At 63.0% G+C, this 15,818-nt stretch carries 16 protein-coding genes; all 16 read right to left on the bottom strand.

Translation table 11 applies throughout. The features are described 5' to 3' along the window. Positions 1-1,119 (bottom strand): PP2C family protein-serine/threonine phosphatase (locus ACPZMI_RS11890; RefSeq protein ID WP_426352276.1); only part of this gene is annotated, 1,119 nt, incomplete at its 3' end. Positions 1,120-1,126: 7 nt separating this feature from the next. Beyond that, positions 1,127-1,432 carry an STAS domain-containing protein gene (locus tag ACPZMI_RS11885; protein ID WP_186666422.1) on the bottom strand — a complete coding sequence of 102 codons (306 nt, stop codon included), beginning with the start codon at positions 1,430-1,432 and terminating at the stop codon, positions 1,127-1,129. A 92-nt stretch (positions 1,433-1,524) separates the two neighbouring features. Continuing rightward, positions 1,525-1,977 (bottom strand): flagellar export protein FliJ, encoded by a 453-nt coding sequence (gene fliJ, locus ACPZMI_RS11880; protein ID WP_186666423.1) that lies wholly within the window; start codon positions 1,975-1,977, stop codon positions 1,525-1,527. Between the two features lie 6 nt (positions 1,978-1,983). Beyond that, positions 1,984-3,342, bottom strand: coding sequence for a flagellar protein export ATPase FliI (fliI, locus tag ACPZMI_RS11875; RefSeq protein WP_186666424.1), 1,359 nt, complete (start codon positions 3,340-3,342; stop codon positions 1,984-1,986). Continuing rightward, positions 3,332-4,090: a flagellar assembly protein FliH gene (gene fliH / locus ACPZMI_RS11870; protein ID WP_426352275.1), complete on the bottom strand. Its 759-nt coding sequence runs from the start codon at positions 4,088-4,090 to the stop codon at positions 3,332-3,334. Before fliH ends, fliI begins: the two co-directional genes overlap by 11 nt. Before the next feature lie 162 nt (positions 4,091-4,252). Beyond that, a complete protein-coding gene (fliG, locus tag ACPZMI_RS11865) occupies positions 4,253-5,272 on the bottom strand; it encodes a flagellar motor switch protein FliG (protein WP_186666427.1) in 1,020 nt (339 codons plus the stop codon). Continuing rightward, on the bottom strand, positions 5,265-7,040 hold the full coding sequence (gene fliF, locus ACPZMI_RS11860) for a flagellar basal-body MS-ring/collar protein FliF (protein ID WP_426352274.1): 1,776 nt from the start codon (positions 7,038-7,040) through the stop codon (positions 5,265-5,267). Before fliF ends, fliG begins: the two co-directional genes overlap by 8 nt. Positions 7,041-7,054: 14 nt before the next feature. Then, a complete protein-coding gene (gene fliE / locus ACPZMI_RS11855) occupies positions 7,055-7,387 on the bottom strand; it encodes a flagellar hook-basal body complex protein FliE (RefSeq protein ID WP_426352273.1) in 333 nt (110 codons plus the stop codon). 105 nt (positions 7,388-7,492) lie between these two features. Further along, entirely contained in the window at positions 7,493-8,866 is a 1,374-nt protein-coding gene (locus ACPZMI_RS11850; RefSeq protein WP_288376119.1) for a sigma-54-dependent transcriptional regulator, read from the bottom strand. Further along, positions 8,863-10,080 carry a sensor histidine kinase gene (locus ACPZMI_RS11845; protein WP_426352272.1) on the bottom strand — a complete coding sequence of 406 codons (1,218 nt, stop codon included), beginning with the start codon at positions 10,078-10,080 and terminating at the stop codon, positions 8,863-8,865. The genes ACPZMI_RS11850 and ACPZMI_RS11845 overlap by 4 nt, the downstream gene beginning before the upstream one ends. Positions 10,081-10,223: 143 nt before the next feature. Then, entirely contained in the window at positions 10,224-11,699 is a 1,476-nt protein-coding gene (fleQ, locus tag ACPZMI_RS11840) for a transcriptional regulator FleQ (protein WP_186666436.1), read from the bottom strand. Between the two features lie 168 nt (positions 11,700-11,867). Then, positions 11,868-12,164: a flagellar protein FliT gene (gene fliT, locus ACPZMI_RS11835; RefSeq protein WP_186666437.1), complete on the bottom strand. Its 297-nt coding sequence runs from the start codon at positions 12,162-12,164 to the stop codon at positions 11,868-11,870. A gap of 15 nt (positions 12,165-12,179) precedes the next feature. Then, positions 12,180-12,575: a flagellar export chaperone FliS gene (gene fliS, locus ACPZMI_RS11830; RefSeq protein WP_426352271.1), complete on the bottom strand. Its 396-nt coding sequence runs from the start codon at positions 12,573-12,575 to the stop codon at positions 12,180-12,182. Positions 12,576-12,707: 132 nt separating this feature from the next. Next, positions 12,708-14,114 (bottom strand): flagellar filament capping protein FliD, encoded by a 1,407-nt coding sequence (fliD, locus tag ACPZMI_RS11825; RefSeq protein WP_411382993.1) that lies wholly within the window; start codon positions 14,112-14,114, stop codon positions 12,708-12,710. A gap of 79 nt (positions 14,115-14,193) precedes the next feature. Next, positions 14,194-14,550: a flagellar protein FlaG gene (locus tag ACPZMI_RS11820; protein ID WP_186666439.1), complete on the bottom strand. Its 357-nt coding sequence runs from the start codon at positions 14,548-14,550 to the stop codon at positions 14,194-14,196. 72 nt (positions 14,551-14,622) lie between these two features. Beyond that, positions 14,623-15,483, bottom strand: a complete 861-nt coding sequence (locus tag ACPZMI_RS11815) for a flagellin domain-containing protein (protein WP_411382994.1) — start codon at positions 15,481-15,483, stop codon at positions 14,623-14,625. Between the last annotated feature and the right edge of the window lie 335 nt (positions 15,484-15,818).

The following is a 15,818-nucleotide window of genomic DNA, read 5'->3' as shown; positions in this document are numbered from 1 at the left end:
GTCTCGCGGCACACCGCCAAAACGCTCCAGTGCCTGTGTCACTTCATCGAACAGCTGCCCAGGGTCTCGGTTGGCCGCCAACACCTCACGCAAACGCTCCACGCCAAACAATCGATCCTTTGCATCGCCGGTATCGACCACGCCATCGGAGAGCAGGAACACTCGCTCCCCCGCCGTCAGCGGCAGTATGTCGGTGCGGTCGTCGAACTGCTCGGGCGCAAGGATACCCAGCGGCAAATGCCGCGATTGCAGCACCGACAGCACCTCGCCGGCGGCCGACAAGCGATAGCCATCGGGCATGCCGCCGTTCCACACCTCGACCGTGCCACGCTCGAAGCTCAGGTTCAGCAGCAGCGCGCAACAGAACATGTCCACCGGCAGGATGCGCTTGAGCTTGGCGTTCATCTCGCGCAGCGTCTCGACCAGGCCATAGCCCTTGGCGGTCATGCCATAGAACACCTCGGCCAGGGGCATCGCCCCAACAGCCGCCGGCAGGCCGTGTCCAGTGAAATCACCCAGCAGTACATGCATGTCGCCCGAAGGTGTGAACGCAGCCAGCAGCAGGTCGCCGTTGAACAATGCGTAGGGCGACTGCAGGTAGCGGATATTGCTGCTTCTCAGGCAACCGGAATGGGCGACCTTGTCGAACACGGCTTTGGCCACGCGCTGCTCGTTGAGCAGGTGATGGTGGTGACGGGCCAGTTCGTCGCGCTGCTCCAGCACCGTGGCCTGCAGCCGGCGCAGGCGATCCATCGCGCCGATCTTGGCGGCCAGAATCACCGCGCTGTAGGGCTTGGCCATGAAATCGTCGCCGCCGGCCTCCAGGCAACGCACCAGCCCCTGCTCCTCGTTCATCGAGGTGAGGAAGATGATCGGCACCAGCGCTTCACCGGCCATGGCCTTGATCCGTCGCGCCGCCTCGAAGCCATCCATCACCGGCATCAAGGCATCGAGCAGCACCAGGTCCGGCCGCTCTTCGGCGAACAGTGCCACGGCCTGCTCGCCATTTTCGGCAGTGACCACCTCGTGCCCCTGGCGCCGCACGATCTGCGCGAGCAGCAAGCGATCCGCCGCACCGTCCTCGGCGATCAGCACCCTCAATCCCTGTTCGGCGGGCATGGTCGGCTCAGCTGACGTCGAACAGTTTTTCGAAATTGGAAATGGCGAGAATCTTGCGCACGTCCGAACTGGTATTGATCACTTTGATATCCGAGCGCTCGCCACCGGCGTGATCGCGCAACAGCAGCAGCATGCCCAGCGCGGAGCTGTCCAGATACGTCGCGTCCTTGAGATCCACCACTACCGAATTCGGGGTCGGATCCAAGCGCTCGTAGGCGTCACGAAATTCCTGATGCTTGCCAAAATCGAAACGGCCCTTGACCTTGATCGTCAACTGCTTTTCGTCCGGTGAAAAATCAGATTCGACTGCCATGCGTGCGATTCCTTCGAAGATGGCTACGACTCAGGAAGGTTTAGCAGTCGCCCAGCCAGGCCGCAAGCGCAGCGGGTTGAAGCAACGTCGAGCTAGAAATGATTCTGCCGCGGCAACCGCTGCGATAGCTCGTCGAGCAACTTCTGCTCGCGCTTGTCTTCTGCCCGACGAGCCTCGTCCAGGTATCGCTGCACCAGCTTGCGCAGGCCCTCGACCCGGGCATAGGCCTGTTGCCAGGCATCACGGGCGTTCTTGAGGTTGTTCTGGTGCCAGGTCAGGCTCTGACGCTGCTGGGTCATGGCCGTTTCCAACTGCCCCAGAAAGCGCTGGTAGTTAACCAACCAGCTGCCGCCAACGCCCTGGCTGCCGCGGTTGATCCACTGCAACTGGTAGTCCTCGCGAAAACGCTCAAGCTCGGCGAGCTTGGCCTGGGCCTGGGCCACCAATTGCTGGAAATGGCCCATGCGCTGGACGGCCTTGCGCTCGGCCTCCTCGGCCATCTCCACCACCGGCGACAGGCGCGCGGCACGACTGGGCAGGGCCATGGCCTATCAGCCGCCCGCCGGCGGGGCGAACACCGCGCCCAACTGCTCGCCGCTCTCGGCCATGCCGACACTCTCGTCCAGCCCTTGGCGCAAGAACGCCACCAGCTTGGACTGCAAGGCAATGGCCAGGTCGGTTTCCGGATCGCCACCGGCCACGTAGGCACCGACGCTGATCAGGTCGCGACTCTGCGACAAACGCGACCACAGTTGCTTGAATTTCTGCGCCTGGCGCAGATGGTCGGCATCCACCACCTGCGGCATCACCCGGCTGATCGAGGCCTCGATGTCGATCGCCGGATAATGCCCTTCCTCGGCCAGACGCCGGGACAGCACGAAGTGACCGTCCAGCACGCCACGCGCCGAGTCGGCGATCGGATCCTGCTGGTCATCACCCTCGGAAAGCACGGTATAGAACGCGGTGATCGAACCCCCGCCGGCCTCGCCATTGCCCGCGCGTTCGACCAGCTTGGGCAACTTGGCGAACACCGACGGCGGGTAGCCACGGGTGGCGGGCGGCTCGCCGATGGCCAGGGCGATTTCCCGCTGCGCCTGGGCAAAACGGGTCAGCGAATCCATCAACAGCAGGACATTCTTGCCCTTGTCGCGGAAATACTCGGCGATGCGCGTGCAATACATGGCTGCGCGCAGGCGCATCAGCGGCGCATCGTCGGCCGGTGAGGCGACCACCACCGAACGCTTGAGCCCTTCTTCGCCGAGGATGTGCTCGATGAACTCCTTCACCTCGCGGCCCCGCTCGCCGATCAGCCCGACGACGATGATGTCGGCCTTGGTGAAGCGGGTCATCATGCCCAGCAGCACCGACTTACCGACACCGGTACCGGCGAACAGGCCCAGGCGCTGGCCGCGACCGACGGTCAACAGGCCGTTGATGCTGCGGATGCCCACGTCGAGCGGCTGACTGATCGGATCGCGGTTGAGCGGGTTGATCACCGGACCATCCAGCGGCACCCAGTCCTCGGCCTTCATCCCGCCCTTGCCATCGAGGGCACGGCCAGCGCCATCGAGCACCCGCCCAAGCATGCTCATGCCCATCGGCAGGCGGCCGCTGTCATCCAGCGGCACCACCCGCGCCCCCGGGGCGATACCGGCGATACTGCCGACCGGCATGAGGAAGACCTTGCTGCCGGCAAAGCCCATCACCTCGGCCTCGACCTGCACCGGGTGGTAGCTGTCGTCGTTGATCACCATGCAGCGGCTGCCTACCGCCCCGCGCAAGCCTTCGGCTTCGAGGGTAAGGCCGACCATACGCAGCAGGCGCCCCTCGACCACCGGCTGCTCGGGCAGGCTCACCGCCTCGGCATAACCACTCAAGCGCTTGGCGAAACTGGTGCGATCAAGGCGCATCGGGCGCATCCAGCTCAATGGACAGATCCGGTGCCGCCGGATGCAGGGATTGATCGTGGGACTGCTCGAACAGTTGCGCCACGGCCTTCTCCATGCGGGTTTCCATGGTGGCATCGATGCGGCTGTGGGCCGTCTCGATGCGGCAACCACCCGGCAGCAAGGACTCGTCTTCGAGCAGCTTCCAGCTCTCCTCGTGACGCTCGCGCAAGGCCTTGGCCAGCTCGAAGTCCTGGGGATTGAGGTGGATGCGAATATTGTCGGCGCCCATTGGCAGCAACTTGAGGGCCTCACGCAGCACATGGGTGATCTGCCCGGAGTCGCTACGCAGCTCGCGGCCGATCACCTGACGGGCGACATGGACGACCAGGTGCACGAGGGACTTCTCGATCTGGGTGTCCTGCTCGGCAATGGGCTCGAGCAAGTTCGCCATCAGTTGCTCCAGGCCTGCCAGCTTGGCCGTCAGTGCCTCCTCGGCTTCCTGGCGCACCTTGAGCTGCGTGCTGTGGAAACCCTCGCGCTCGCCAGTGACGAAGCCTTCGTTGTAGGCCTCCTGACGGATCGCCTCGAGCTCTTCGAGGGTCAACGGCTGGACTTCCTCCAGCGGCACTTCCTCGACTTCCTCGACCACCTCGGGTTCAGGCTCAGGCTCGAACTCGGGCTCCGGATCGAAGCTGGGCAGTGCCCACACATCGACACCCTCGAGGTCGCGGGCGCGGATCAGGTCGCTGGGATGTTCTTTGGTGGACATGCTGTCATGTTCTCGAAACCATGTTCGGCCAACGCGATCCCCGTGGGAGCGGGCTTGCCCGCGAATGCGTCAGCAGGGGCAACGCGTTGCCTGGCCTGGCGCCGTCGCGGGCAAGCCCGCGCCCACAGGGTCAGCGCCAGTCAGCACGGTGCGCGAAATCGCTTAGATCATTTCCTCGGCACCCTTGCCACCGAGCACGATCTCGCCGGCCTCGGCCATGCGTCGAGCGATGGTGAGGATTTCCTTCTGCGCCGCCTCCACATCGCTGACCCGCACCGGCCCCTTGGCCTCCAGGTCGTCGCGCAGCAGTTCCGAAGCACGCTTGGACATGTTCTTGAAGATCTTGTCCTTGACCTTCTCGTCCGCGCCCTTGAGCGACACCACCAGCACGTCCGAGGACACCTCGCGCAGCAGCGCCTGGATACCACGGTCGTCGACGTCGGCCAGGTTGTTGAAGACGAACATCAGGTCTTCGATCTGCTCCGACAGGTCGCTGTCGATATCGCGGATCGCATCCATCAGCTGGCCTTCCACGGAACTGTCGAGGAAGTTCATGATGTCGGCAGCGCGCTTGATGCCACCCAGGGTGGTGCGCGCGGCATTGGAGTTGCCCGAGAACTGTTTCTCGAGGATCTGGTTCAGTTCCTTGAGTGCCGCCGGTTGCACGGTGTTCAACGACGAAACGCGCAGGACGATGTCCAGGCGCACCTTGTGGTCAAAATTGCTCAACACTTCACCGGCCTGGTCGGGATCGAGGTAGGCGACCACGATGGCCTGGATCTGCGGGTGCTCATAGCGGATGACATCGGCCACGGCACGCGGCTCCATCCACTTCAGGCTGTCCAGGCCGCTGGTGTTGCCACCGAGCAGGATGCGGTCGATCAGGCCGTTGGCCTTGTCCTCGCCGAGCGCCTGGTTGAGCATCTTGCGGATATAGCCGTCGGAGCCGACGCCCAGGCTGGTCTGGTCGCCGACGATCTCGACGAACTCGCTCATGACCTGCTCGACCTGCTCGCGGTGCACATTGCCCATCTGCGCCATGGCGACGCCGACCCGCTGCACTTCCTTGGGCCCCATGTGGCGCAGGACCTGGGCTGCATCGGTCTCGCCCAGGGACAGCAGGAGAATCGCCGCCTTGTCGACGCGGCTCAGCTTGGCGGTAACGGCTCGGTTGTCACTCATCGGCGTTGATCCACTCTTTCACGACCTGGGCGACACGGCCCGGGTCTTCGGCCACCAGGCCCTTGATTGCGTTCAGTTGCGCCTCGTAGCCTTCGCTCGGGCTTGGCAACAGGATACTGCTCGGGCCGCCGAGGCTGACGCGGTCGTTGCCGAGCTCGCCGTCCAGGCCGATCATGCCGCCCAGTTCCATGTCGCTGTCGGTGGCCGCACTCTTGCCGCCACCGGTGATGTTGTTGAGCACAGGGCGCAGCACGCCGAACACCAGCACCAGGATGAACACCACGCCCAGCACTTGCTTGATGATGTCCCAGAACCACGGCTGCGAGTAGAACGGAATGTCGGCGAGCACTTCACCGCGGTCGGCGGAGAACGGCACGTTCATCACGGTCACGCTGTCGCCACGGCTGGCGTCGAAGCCGACCGCATCCTGCACCAGGCGAGTGAAGCGCGACAGGTCCTCGGCGCCCCAGGGCGCGCGAGTGGTCTCGCCATTGGCATCGACCTTGACCTGGTCGTCCACCACCACGGCCACCGACAGGCGGGTCAGGCGACCTTGCTGCTGGCGGGTATGGCTGATGGAGCGGTCCAGCTCGAAGTTCTTGGTGCTCTGCTGACGCTTGTCGGACGGATATGGCGCGAGCATCGGCTGGCCGGTGGCCGGGTCCATGATCTGCTGGCCGTTGGCATCGACCAGCGGCTGGCCCGGGGCAATGGCGCCGGCTGGCGCACCACCGCCAGCGGCGTTTTCCGGGGCGGCGGCACCCGCCGGCGGCTGGTTGCTCAGCGCACCGGGCACACCCTGCGGGCCCTGGCTGCTGGCACGCTGCTCATTCACCGACTGCTCGCTGCGCAGGGCAGGTTGATCGGGGTTGAACTGTTCAGAGGTGGACTCGACTGCGTTGAAGTCGACATCGGCGGACACCTCGGCCTTGTAGCGGTCGTTGCCCAGCACAGGCTGCAGGATATTGTGCACACGCTGGGTGAGCAGGCCTTCCATACGCCGGGTGTAATCGAACTGCTTGCCGGCCACGGTCAGCGAGGTGTCTTGCAACTGGTCGGAGAGCAGGTTGCCCTTCTGGTCGACCACGGTGACTTGCGACTTGTCCAGCTCCGGCACGCTGGTGGCAACCAGGTTGACGATCGCCATCACCTGACCGGCTTCCAGGTTGCGCCCCGGGAACATCTCGACCAGTACCGAAGCGCTCGGGCGGCGCTCGTCACGCACGAATACCGAGCTTTTCGGAATGGCCAGGTGCACCCGTGCAGCCTTGATGTTGTTCAGGCTGGAGATGGTCCGCGCCAATTCGCCTTCCAGGCCGCGACGGTAACGGGTCGCCTCCATGAACTGGCTGGTGCCCAGGCCCTGGTCCTTGTCGAGGATCTCGAACCCGATGTTGCCGTCGCTCGGCGCCACGCCGGCGGCGGCCAGTTTCATGCGGGCACGGGAGAGGTCATCGGCCTTGACCAGCAGTGCACCGGAATTCGGCTCGACGGTGTAGGGAATATCAGCGGCGGCCAGGGTTTCCATGACCTGCTTGGTGTCCATGCCGGCCAGGCTGCCATACAGCGGACGGTAATCCGGCTGCTGCGACCAGAGCACCACGGCAAAGCCGATAGCCACGCTGGCGGCCAGCCCGACCAGCAGGCCGACCTGACGCAGCATGGGCATCTGCGAGATGTTTTCCAGGAACGCCATGCCGAACAGCGGCGGCTTGGCCACGGGCGGGCCACTCTTGGCGGGGGCGTTATCGACGACTGCTTCGGCCATGACTCAATACGTCCTCAAACCGGCATCTGCATGATGTCCTGGTACGCCTGGACCAGCTTGTTGCGCACCTGGGTCAGGGCCTGGAACGACACACTGGCCTTCTGCGAGGCGATCATCACGTCGGTGAGGTCGACGCCGCTCTTGCCGATCTCGAAGGCGTTGGCCAACTGGCTGGATGCCTGCTGGGTATCGCTGACCTTGTTGATGGCCTGGCCGAGCATGTCGGCGAAGCTGCTCTGGCCCGGGGCAAGCTCAGGCGCAGCGGCGAGCTTGGGCAGCGACATGGCATCGGCCTGCATCGCGCGCATGTCCAACATCAGACGATTGAATTCAACACCTTGGCTCATGACCTTCTCTCTCCGGCGGCCGCATTTTTTTGACACTGATGCAGCGGGTAAAACGGTTAAAGCAACAAAGGTGCCAGCCTTCGCAAAGTCACTCCGCAGAGGCGCTCACCCGTACAGGCTGGCCTCGACATCCATCCCCGCATCGCGCATCTGCGCCAGCTTGTAGCGCAGCGTGCGCGGGCTGATGCCCAGACGCTCGGCGGCCTCCTTGCGACGCCCACGTTCGGCGCGCAAGGTATCGATGATCATCTGGAACTCATGACGACGCATATCGTCGCCCAGGCCACTGGACTCCGAGGACGATTCGAGCGATGATGGCTCAGTGATATCATCACTCACTGGCGACAAGGGAATGGCGCCCGCCAGACAGAAATCCGCCGCCTCGATCACCCCACCTTGCTGCAGGATCAGCGCTCGCTGCAGCGCGTTGTCCAGCTCGCGCACGTTGCCAGGCCATGCGTGCGCTTGCAGGCATGCCCGCGCCTCGGCCGACAGACGAACCGGCGCATGCTTCATCTTGCCGACATGCTTGGCCAGCAGGCGCTCGGCCAGCGGCAGGATATCGGCGCTGCGCTCGCGCAGCGGGCGCCAGGCCAGCGGGAAGACCGAAAGACGGTAGTACAGGTCTTCGCGGAAGCGCCCCGCCGCCACCTCGCCCGCCAGGTCACGGTTGGTGGTGGCCAGCACGCGGATGTCCAGGGTGATCGGCTTGCGCCCGCCGACCCGCTCGACCTCCCGCTCCTGCAGCACGCGCAACAGCTTGGCCTGCAGGCCAAGTGGCATTTCGGAAATTTCGTCGAGCAACAGGGTGCCGCCTTCGGCCTGCTCGAACTTGCCCGCTTGGGCCGCGATAGCACCGGTGAACGCGCCTTTTTCGTGACCGAACAGTGTGGCTTCGAGCATGTTGTCCGGAATCGCCGCACAGTTGATCGCCACGAACGGCTGCGCTGCACGCCCCGACTGCTGGTGAATGTAGCGCGCCAGCACTTCCTTGCCGGTACCCGACTCGCCCGAGATCAGCACCGTGGAGTCACTGCGGGCAACACGGGCGGCCAGTTCGAGCAACTGCCTGCTGGCCGGCTCGCTAGCCACCGGCCCTTCTTCCTCGGCATCCAGGCGACCCGCCGCATGCCGCTCGACCAGGCTCAGCAGTGCCTTGGGCTCGAACGGCTTGACCAGATAGTCGGCAGCCCCTTGGCGCATCGCCTCCACGGCACGCTCGACCGCAGCATGAGCGGTCATCAGTAGCACCGGAAGTTGTGGATGATGGCGACGCAACCTGGCCAGCAACTGATGGCCGTCCATGCCCGGCATGTTCACATCGCTGACCACCAGGCCGTAGGCGTCCTCGGCCACGGCATCCAGCGCTTCCTCGGCGCTGCCCACGGCGCGGTAGTCGAAGCCGCCGATCTCCAGGGTATCGCCCAGCGCCTGACGCAGGACACGGTCATCCTCGACCAGCAACACCTTGACCATCACAACACCTCCGTCGATTGCCCGCCGATCAGCGGCAGCACCACCCGCACGCAGGTGCCGCGGCCGACCTTCGAACGCAACTCCAGGCTACCCTGATGCGCCTTGACCACCGCCTTGACCACCGCCAAGCCCAGACCGGTGCCGGTGGCCTTGGTGGTCAGGAACGGCTCGCCCAGACGCGCCAGCAGTTGCGCGTCGATTCCGCTGCCTGCATCACTGACGCACAGGTGCAGGCTCAGCCCGCGCCGGAACAGGTGAACCTTCAGGCGCGCAGGCTCAGGGCTTGCCTGCAGCGCGTTTTCGATCAGGTTGAGCAAGGCACCGACCAGGGTGTCGCGATTGCACAGCAACTCGCCCAGGTGTGTGTCGCACTGCCAGCGCACCGCATGCCCCTGCACATGCGACTGCGCGGCCTGCTGCAGCGCCTGGAACAGCGCCTTGGGGGTCAACCGATCACTCAGCGGCAGCTCGCCGCGGGCAAACACCAGCATGTCGCGCACCTGATGCTCGAGCTCGTGCAAGCGCTCCTTGAGGCTGCCGGCAAAGCGCTGCCGGGTTGCCAGCGCCAGCTCCCCCTCATCGTCTGCCAGGTGGCTGGCATAGAGCAGCGCCGCCGACAGCGGCGTACGAATCTGGTGGGCCAGCGACGCGACCATGCGCCCCAACGACGACAGACGCTCGTGACGCGCCAGTTGCCCCTGCAGGCGACGGGTTTCAGTCAGGTCGTTGAGCAACACCAACTGGCCGGGCTCGGCATCCAGCGAACGGGTGGCAATGGACAGGCGTCGACCGTCACGCAGCGACACCTCATGGCCGTCATCTTCTCGCGGCGCGAAGCTGCGGGCGATGACCTGGCGCCACAGCTCACCGACCAACGGCGCACCGAGCAACTCACAGGCGGCAGGGTTGGCTTCGCGCACATGGCCCTGGCCATCGATGACGATCACCCCGCCAGGCAGCAAATCCAGCAAATGCTGCAAACGGTTGGCCAGACGTTCCTTTTCACCCAGCTCGGCCATACGCTGCGCGCTGACCACTTCCAACTCGCCCTTGAGCTCGCTGACGCGCGCCTCGAGCATGTTGTACGACTCGCTGAGCTGGGAGGAAACCTGGTTGAACAGGGCGAACGCCTGCTCGAGCCCTTGTCGACTTTCCTGTTCGACCGGGGTGCGTCCCTGCTGCTCAGGGGCTCGGGAGATATGGGCGGCCTGGGGCATCGTGCTCTCTCGCATGGCTGACCGTCATAAAAACGGTACTTTGCCTGCGGTGTAGCAATAGCCGTGCCGGGGATGGGGTTTCTGAACGAACGCCGACCCCTTGCAGGCGCGACACGAGGTTGCACCTGCAAGGGGCCGGGCCTTCAGTCTTCGGCCTGGTCTTCGCCGCCCTGGCGGCTCATGCCGTACTTGCGCATCTTCTCCACAAGCGTGGTTCGACGGATGCGCAGGCGTTCGGCGGCACGAGCAACGATACCGTTGGCATCGTCCAGGGCTTGCTGGATCAGCCCCTGCTCAAGGCTGCCGAGGTAGTCCTTCAGGTCCAGGCCTTCCGGCGGCAGCATGGCGTGGCTGGAGAAGTTCGGCGCATGACCGTTGATCGCCACGCGCTCTTCGAGATCGCTGCGCAGACTGTCGACCAACTGCTCGTCTTCGTCATCGACGTAGCGGAATTTCTTCGGCAGCTCGGCAACACCGATCACCCCGTACGGGTGCATGATCGCCATGCGCTCGACCAGGTTGGCCAGCTCACGGACGTTGCCCGGCCAGCCATGCCGGCACAGCGACATGATCGAGGCCGAGTTGAAACGGATAGAGCCGCGCTTCTCGTGCTCCATGCGCGAGATCAGCTCGTTCATCAGCAGCGGGATGTCCTCGACACGCTCGCGCAGCGGTGCCATTTCGATAGGGAAGACGTTCAGGCGATAGTACAGGTCTTCGCGGAAGGTCCCCTCCTCGATCATGCTCTCGAGGTTCTTGTGGGTCGCCGCGATAATGCGCACATCGATGCTCTGGGTCTTGTTGCTGCCAACCCGCTCGAAAGTGCGCTCCTGCAGTACCCGCAACAGCTTGACCTGCATCGGCAACGGCATGTCGCCGATCTCGTCGAGGAACAGGGTGCCGCCGTTGGCCAGCTCGAAACGCCCCGCACGGCTGGTGATCGCCCCGGTGAAGGCGCCCTTCTCATGCCCGAACAGCTCGCTTTCGAGCAACTCGGCCGGAATCGCCCCGCAATTGACCGGCACGAACGGCGCTTCACGGCGCTTGGAGTGGTAGTGCAGGTTGCGCGCCACCACCTCCTTGCCCGTGCCGGACTCACCGAGGATCAGCACACTGGCATCGGTGTCGGCCACCTGCTGCATCATCTGCCGCACATGCTGGATCGCACGACTGGTTCCAACCAGGCTGCGGAACAGGTTGGGTTCGCGCTGACGACCGCGCTCGCGGGCCTGGTCGTACATTTCACGATAGACCTGGGCGCGGTGCAGCGAGTCGAGCAACTGGCTGTAGCTCGGCGGCATCTCCAGGTTGGACAGCACGCGCCGGCGCAAGTCTTCAGGGAACTCGGCGGAAGAAATTTCGCCCAGAAGCAGAACCGGAAGGAACTCATCCCACGCAGCCACTGTCTTAAGCAGGCCCAGGACACTTGCCGGAGCATTTACCGCCCCGATCAGCACACACAGTACTTCCCTGCTCGAAGACAACGCCTCTACCGACTGCTGCCAGTCCGCACTGGAGCAGGAAAGGTTCTCTTCGCCGAGAAAATTCAGGACCACCGCCAGATCGCGGCGGCGTTCGCTGTCGTCATCGATCAGGAGGATCTTGGTTTCACGCCACATTCAATACTAACTTCCCTAGTCATATCGGCGCCCGAGGGCGTGCTCGACATCATTCCGACTGAATGGTCAGTGTTCGGACGTCTGAAATTTCGAAAACAGCCACTAGTTAAGTCAAAAAACAGCACACAGTCAAATTTATGGCGCGCAGCTTCTTGCATTGCCCAGCGATCAGCTGAACAGATGGTATACCTTTGTCGCGTTTTTTGCCTGACGGATCTGCGCCATCTCGTCGACTATTGATTGACGTTCACCACTTGCAACTTCAATCAATTGGCGATAGACCGTCAGCAATTCATCCAGGCTGCTCCTGACCTGCGCATCGTTTTCCCGCGCTTCGGCCAGGATATCCTCGACGCACACGCGACATGCCAGGTCGAGCTTGCCCACCGCATCCCAGTCGCGCTCAGCGAACGCTGCCAGCAAGGCATCGCGGGTCTCTTCGATACGTGCAATCACTTCGCTCATGTGCGCCTCCTGGAATTACTCTGCCGGCACTTGTTCGCCGATGGCGTCCCAGCCTTCCTTGACCGTGATCAGCAGGCGCGCCACTTCGTCGATGATCGCCGGGTCGCTGTGGACGTTGGCTTCGATCAGGCGACGGCTCATGTACTGGTACAGGTTGTCGAGGTCGGTCAGGCTGTCGGCGTGATTCTCCAGATCCAGCCCTTCGCGCAGGCCACCAATGATGTCGATGGCCTTGCCGATCAGAATGCCCTTCTGGGCGATGTCCTTGCGCGCGATGGCGCCCTTGGCCTGGGCCATCCGGTCAAGACCGCCCTGCATCAGCATCTGCACCAGACGGTGCGGACTGGCTTCGGAAGTCTGTGCAGCACCGTTGACTTTCTGGTACTGCCGAAGGGCCAACATCGGGTTCATGGAACTACCTCATTGCAGCGAAAAGGTTGCGTATACCTGCTTTATCGCCAGCTCGTCAAAAAACTTTAGCCATGAAACACAAAGCCCGGGACACCTGCAAGGTGTCACCGGGCTTTTGTCGCCGCTTAGCGATTAGCCTTTCTTGGCCTGGGCATTCATCGCATCGAAGATCGAGACGATCTGCTCGCCCTGCTTCTTCATCAGGCCCAGGGCGGTGTCGAGCGCTGCGTACTTCTTGGTCAGCGAGGTGGTCAGCAGCTCGGTACGGCGGTCCAGCGCAGCCTGCTGGTCCTGCAGGTTCTTGGTCACCTTGTCGAGCGCCGTCTTGCGCGAATCCAGCGAACCGCCGGTCTTGACGTAGGGATCGAGGGCCTTGGTCATCCGGTCGAAAACGCCACCGTCGGCAGTGAACAGCCCCTGAATCTCCGAGCCAAGCTTCTTGTCGTTCAGTGCAGCGGTGAACTTGGTGCTGTTGAACTCAAGCGTGCCGTCTTTCTGGGTGTTGATACCCAGCTGGCTGAGGGTATTGAGCTGGGTGCCCGAACCGGCTTCGGCGATCACCTTGCCGATGTCGCTCAGCAACGAGCGCGTGGTCGGATCGTTGGTCAACGGGCCCAGGCTGGTCACGTTACCGGAAGAGTCCTTGGTCGGTGTCGTTAGGGCGGTAACAGCCTTGCGCAGGGTGTTGTAAGCATCGACAAACGACTGAACCGATTTCTTCAGGCCATCGTTATCGAGCGTCACACTCACCTTGACCCCGGTCGTGGCAGTGGGCGAAGTGGTGCCGGTAAGCTCGAGGCTCAGGCCACTGACCGCGTTGTCGACGGCGTTCTTGGAGCTGGTCAGTTTCAAACCGTCGACGGAGAACTCGGCATCCTGTGCCAGGGCGTCGATAAAGCCGCCCCCCGTACCCACCATCTTCTGCGTGCCATCGATGGTGAGCTCAGGGATACCGCCGACGGAAATGTCACTGCCCTTGCCGGTCGTGGTAGAGCCGAACACCAGCCGCGAACCGCCCGCCTCGTTGACAACGTTGGCGGTGATGCCTTCCTTGCCCAGCTCCTTGTTGATCTGGTCGCGCACGCTTTGCAGCGTGGAACCGGCAGCAACATTGACCTTGTAGGTCTTGCCGTTCTGGCTGATGGTCAGCTCACCTTCGCTAATCGCCGAGCTTCCCCCCCCGGCGAACTGCTGGCTGGCGACCTTGGAACCAGTGGCCAGTTGGCTGACCCGGATATCGTAGGTACCGGCAACTGCACTGTTGGTGGTCTTGACCTTGACCACGCTTTCGTTGGCGGAAGTACCGGCAAAGGCGTTGAAGGAAGGCGCATCCTTGTCGTTGAGCTTCTTCATGGCGTCCTGGAACGCCGTCAGGGCGCTGCGCAGGGAGCCGATGCCCGAGAGGATCGCCGAGTTATTGCTCGACTGCCGAGCAATCTGGTTAGACTTGGCCGAAGTATCGGACTTCACCAATGCATCGACGATCTTGCTGATCTCGAGGCCGTAGCCCACGCCTGTGCTAGGAGTAATTGTCGCCATGTCCTGCCCCTCTCTTCAACGCGCCGGCCCTGCTCCTGCAAGGCCGGCATGATTCGTGTCGCGTAGTGCTCGCCGCCGGTCAGACCTTGGCGTTGAACAGTACACTTTTGACATCGCGCAGGCTTTCGGCGATCCGCAGGGCCTCCTCGGAGGGAATCTGACGGATCAGCTCGCCGGTTTCGCTGGCGATGACCTTGACGACAATCTTGCCGGATTCTTCATCCGTGGAAAACTCAAGATTACGTCGGGTTTCTTTCAGGAATTGCTCGATCTGCGACACGGCGTTCTTGACGTTGTCGGTGTCGTGCACCTTGACTGCGCCCTGCTTGTCGCCCTCAGCGGATGTTTCCAACGGCCGCGAGACCGGCTTGTCGGTAACCTGCTCGGCCGAGCGTGCGGCCGGATAAGACAGGTTCAGCTTGACGCTCATGTCCATGTCCACCACCTCGTAATGAAAAGGCGGGGGAGCGCCGCAAGTGCACTCCCCCGCCAGCAGCTATCAGGCAGATTAGCCCAGCAGCTTCAGAACTGCCGACGGCAGCTGGTTGGCCTGAGCCAGAACCGAGGTCGAAGCTTGCTGCAGGGTCTGCTGCTTGGTCAGCTGGGCAGTTTCGGCAGCGAAGTCGGTGTCCTGTACACGGCCACGAGCAGCTTCGGCGTTCTCGTTGATGTTCTGCAGGTTGTTGATGGTGCTGGTCAGACGGTTCTGGGCGGCACCCAGGTCAGCACGGTTGGTGTTGATTGCCTGCAGGGCCTCGTCGATGGCGCTGATGGCGGCGGTGAAGGTGGCTTCGGCGGCGGTGCTGTTGGCACCGGTGATGCTCTTGCCAGCCAGGGCGGTCAGCGCAGCGCCAGTACCGGTGGTTTTCATCGCGGCACTGAGAGTCACGGTGATCTGGTTGGCGGTGCCGGTGTTGGAGCCGACCTGGAAGGTCATGACGCCAGCGGTACCGTCCAGCAGGTTCTTGCCGTTCAGCTGGGTGGAGTCGGCGATACGGTCGATTTCCGACAGCATCGACTGGAACTCTTTGTTCAGAGCGTCACGGTCTTGCTGGCTGTTGGAGTCGTTTCGGGACTGGACGGCCAGTTCACGCATACGCTGCAGGATGTTGGTCTGCTCTTGCATCGCGCCTTCAGCGGTCTGGGCGATGGAGATACCGTCGTTGGCGTTCTTGATAGCCATGGTCTGACCGCGGATCTGCGAGGTCATGCGGGTAGCGATCTGCAGGCCGGCGGCGTCGTCTTTGGCGCTGTTGATTTTCAGGCCGGACGACAGACGGGTCATCGAGGTGCTCAGAGCGTCGGAAGCACGGCTCAGGTTTTTCTGAACGCCCAGAGAGGTGGTGTTGGTGTTAACGGTCAAAGCCATGACGAATTCCTCGTTGGATTGGGTACTGCGGCTTCCGGCCCTGGCGTTTGCCGGGTGTGTGGCCTAGAGAACCTTCGTAATGGTTATCGTCGTCGTGGCGGTTTGCTTTAGGGGGTTTTGCGAATTTTTTTAGTGGCACGCTGCCACCCCAATGAAATCAAGGGTTTGACGTCAGAAATACAGCGTCCGGCGGCGTGCGCAGAACGGCTGATAGACAGCAGAAATGCAAAAGCGCCGAACGGTCACCCGTTCGGCGCTTTTTCAGATACCGCGACAACACCCAACCAACGCGTTCGATAATCGCCAAGCACCACAACAAGCCAACACCAAAAACA

This window comes from Pseudomonas wayambapalatensis (genome assembly GCF_049942315.1).
GTDB lineage: Bacteria > Pseudomonadota > Gammaproteobacteria > Pseudomonadales > Pseudomonadaceae > Aquipseudomonas > Aquipseudomonas wayambapalatensis.
This window is presented reverse-complemented; position numbering and strand designations above follow the sequence as displayed.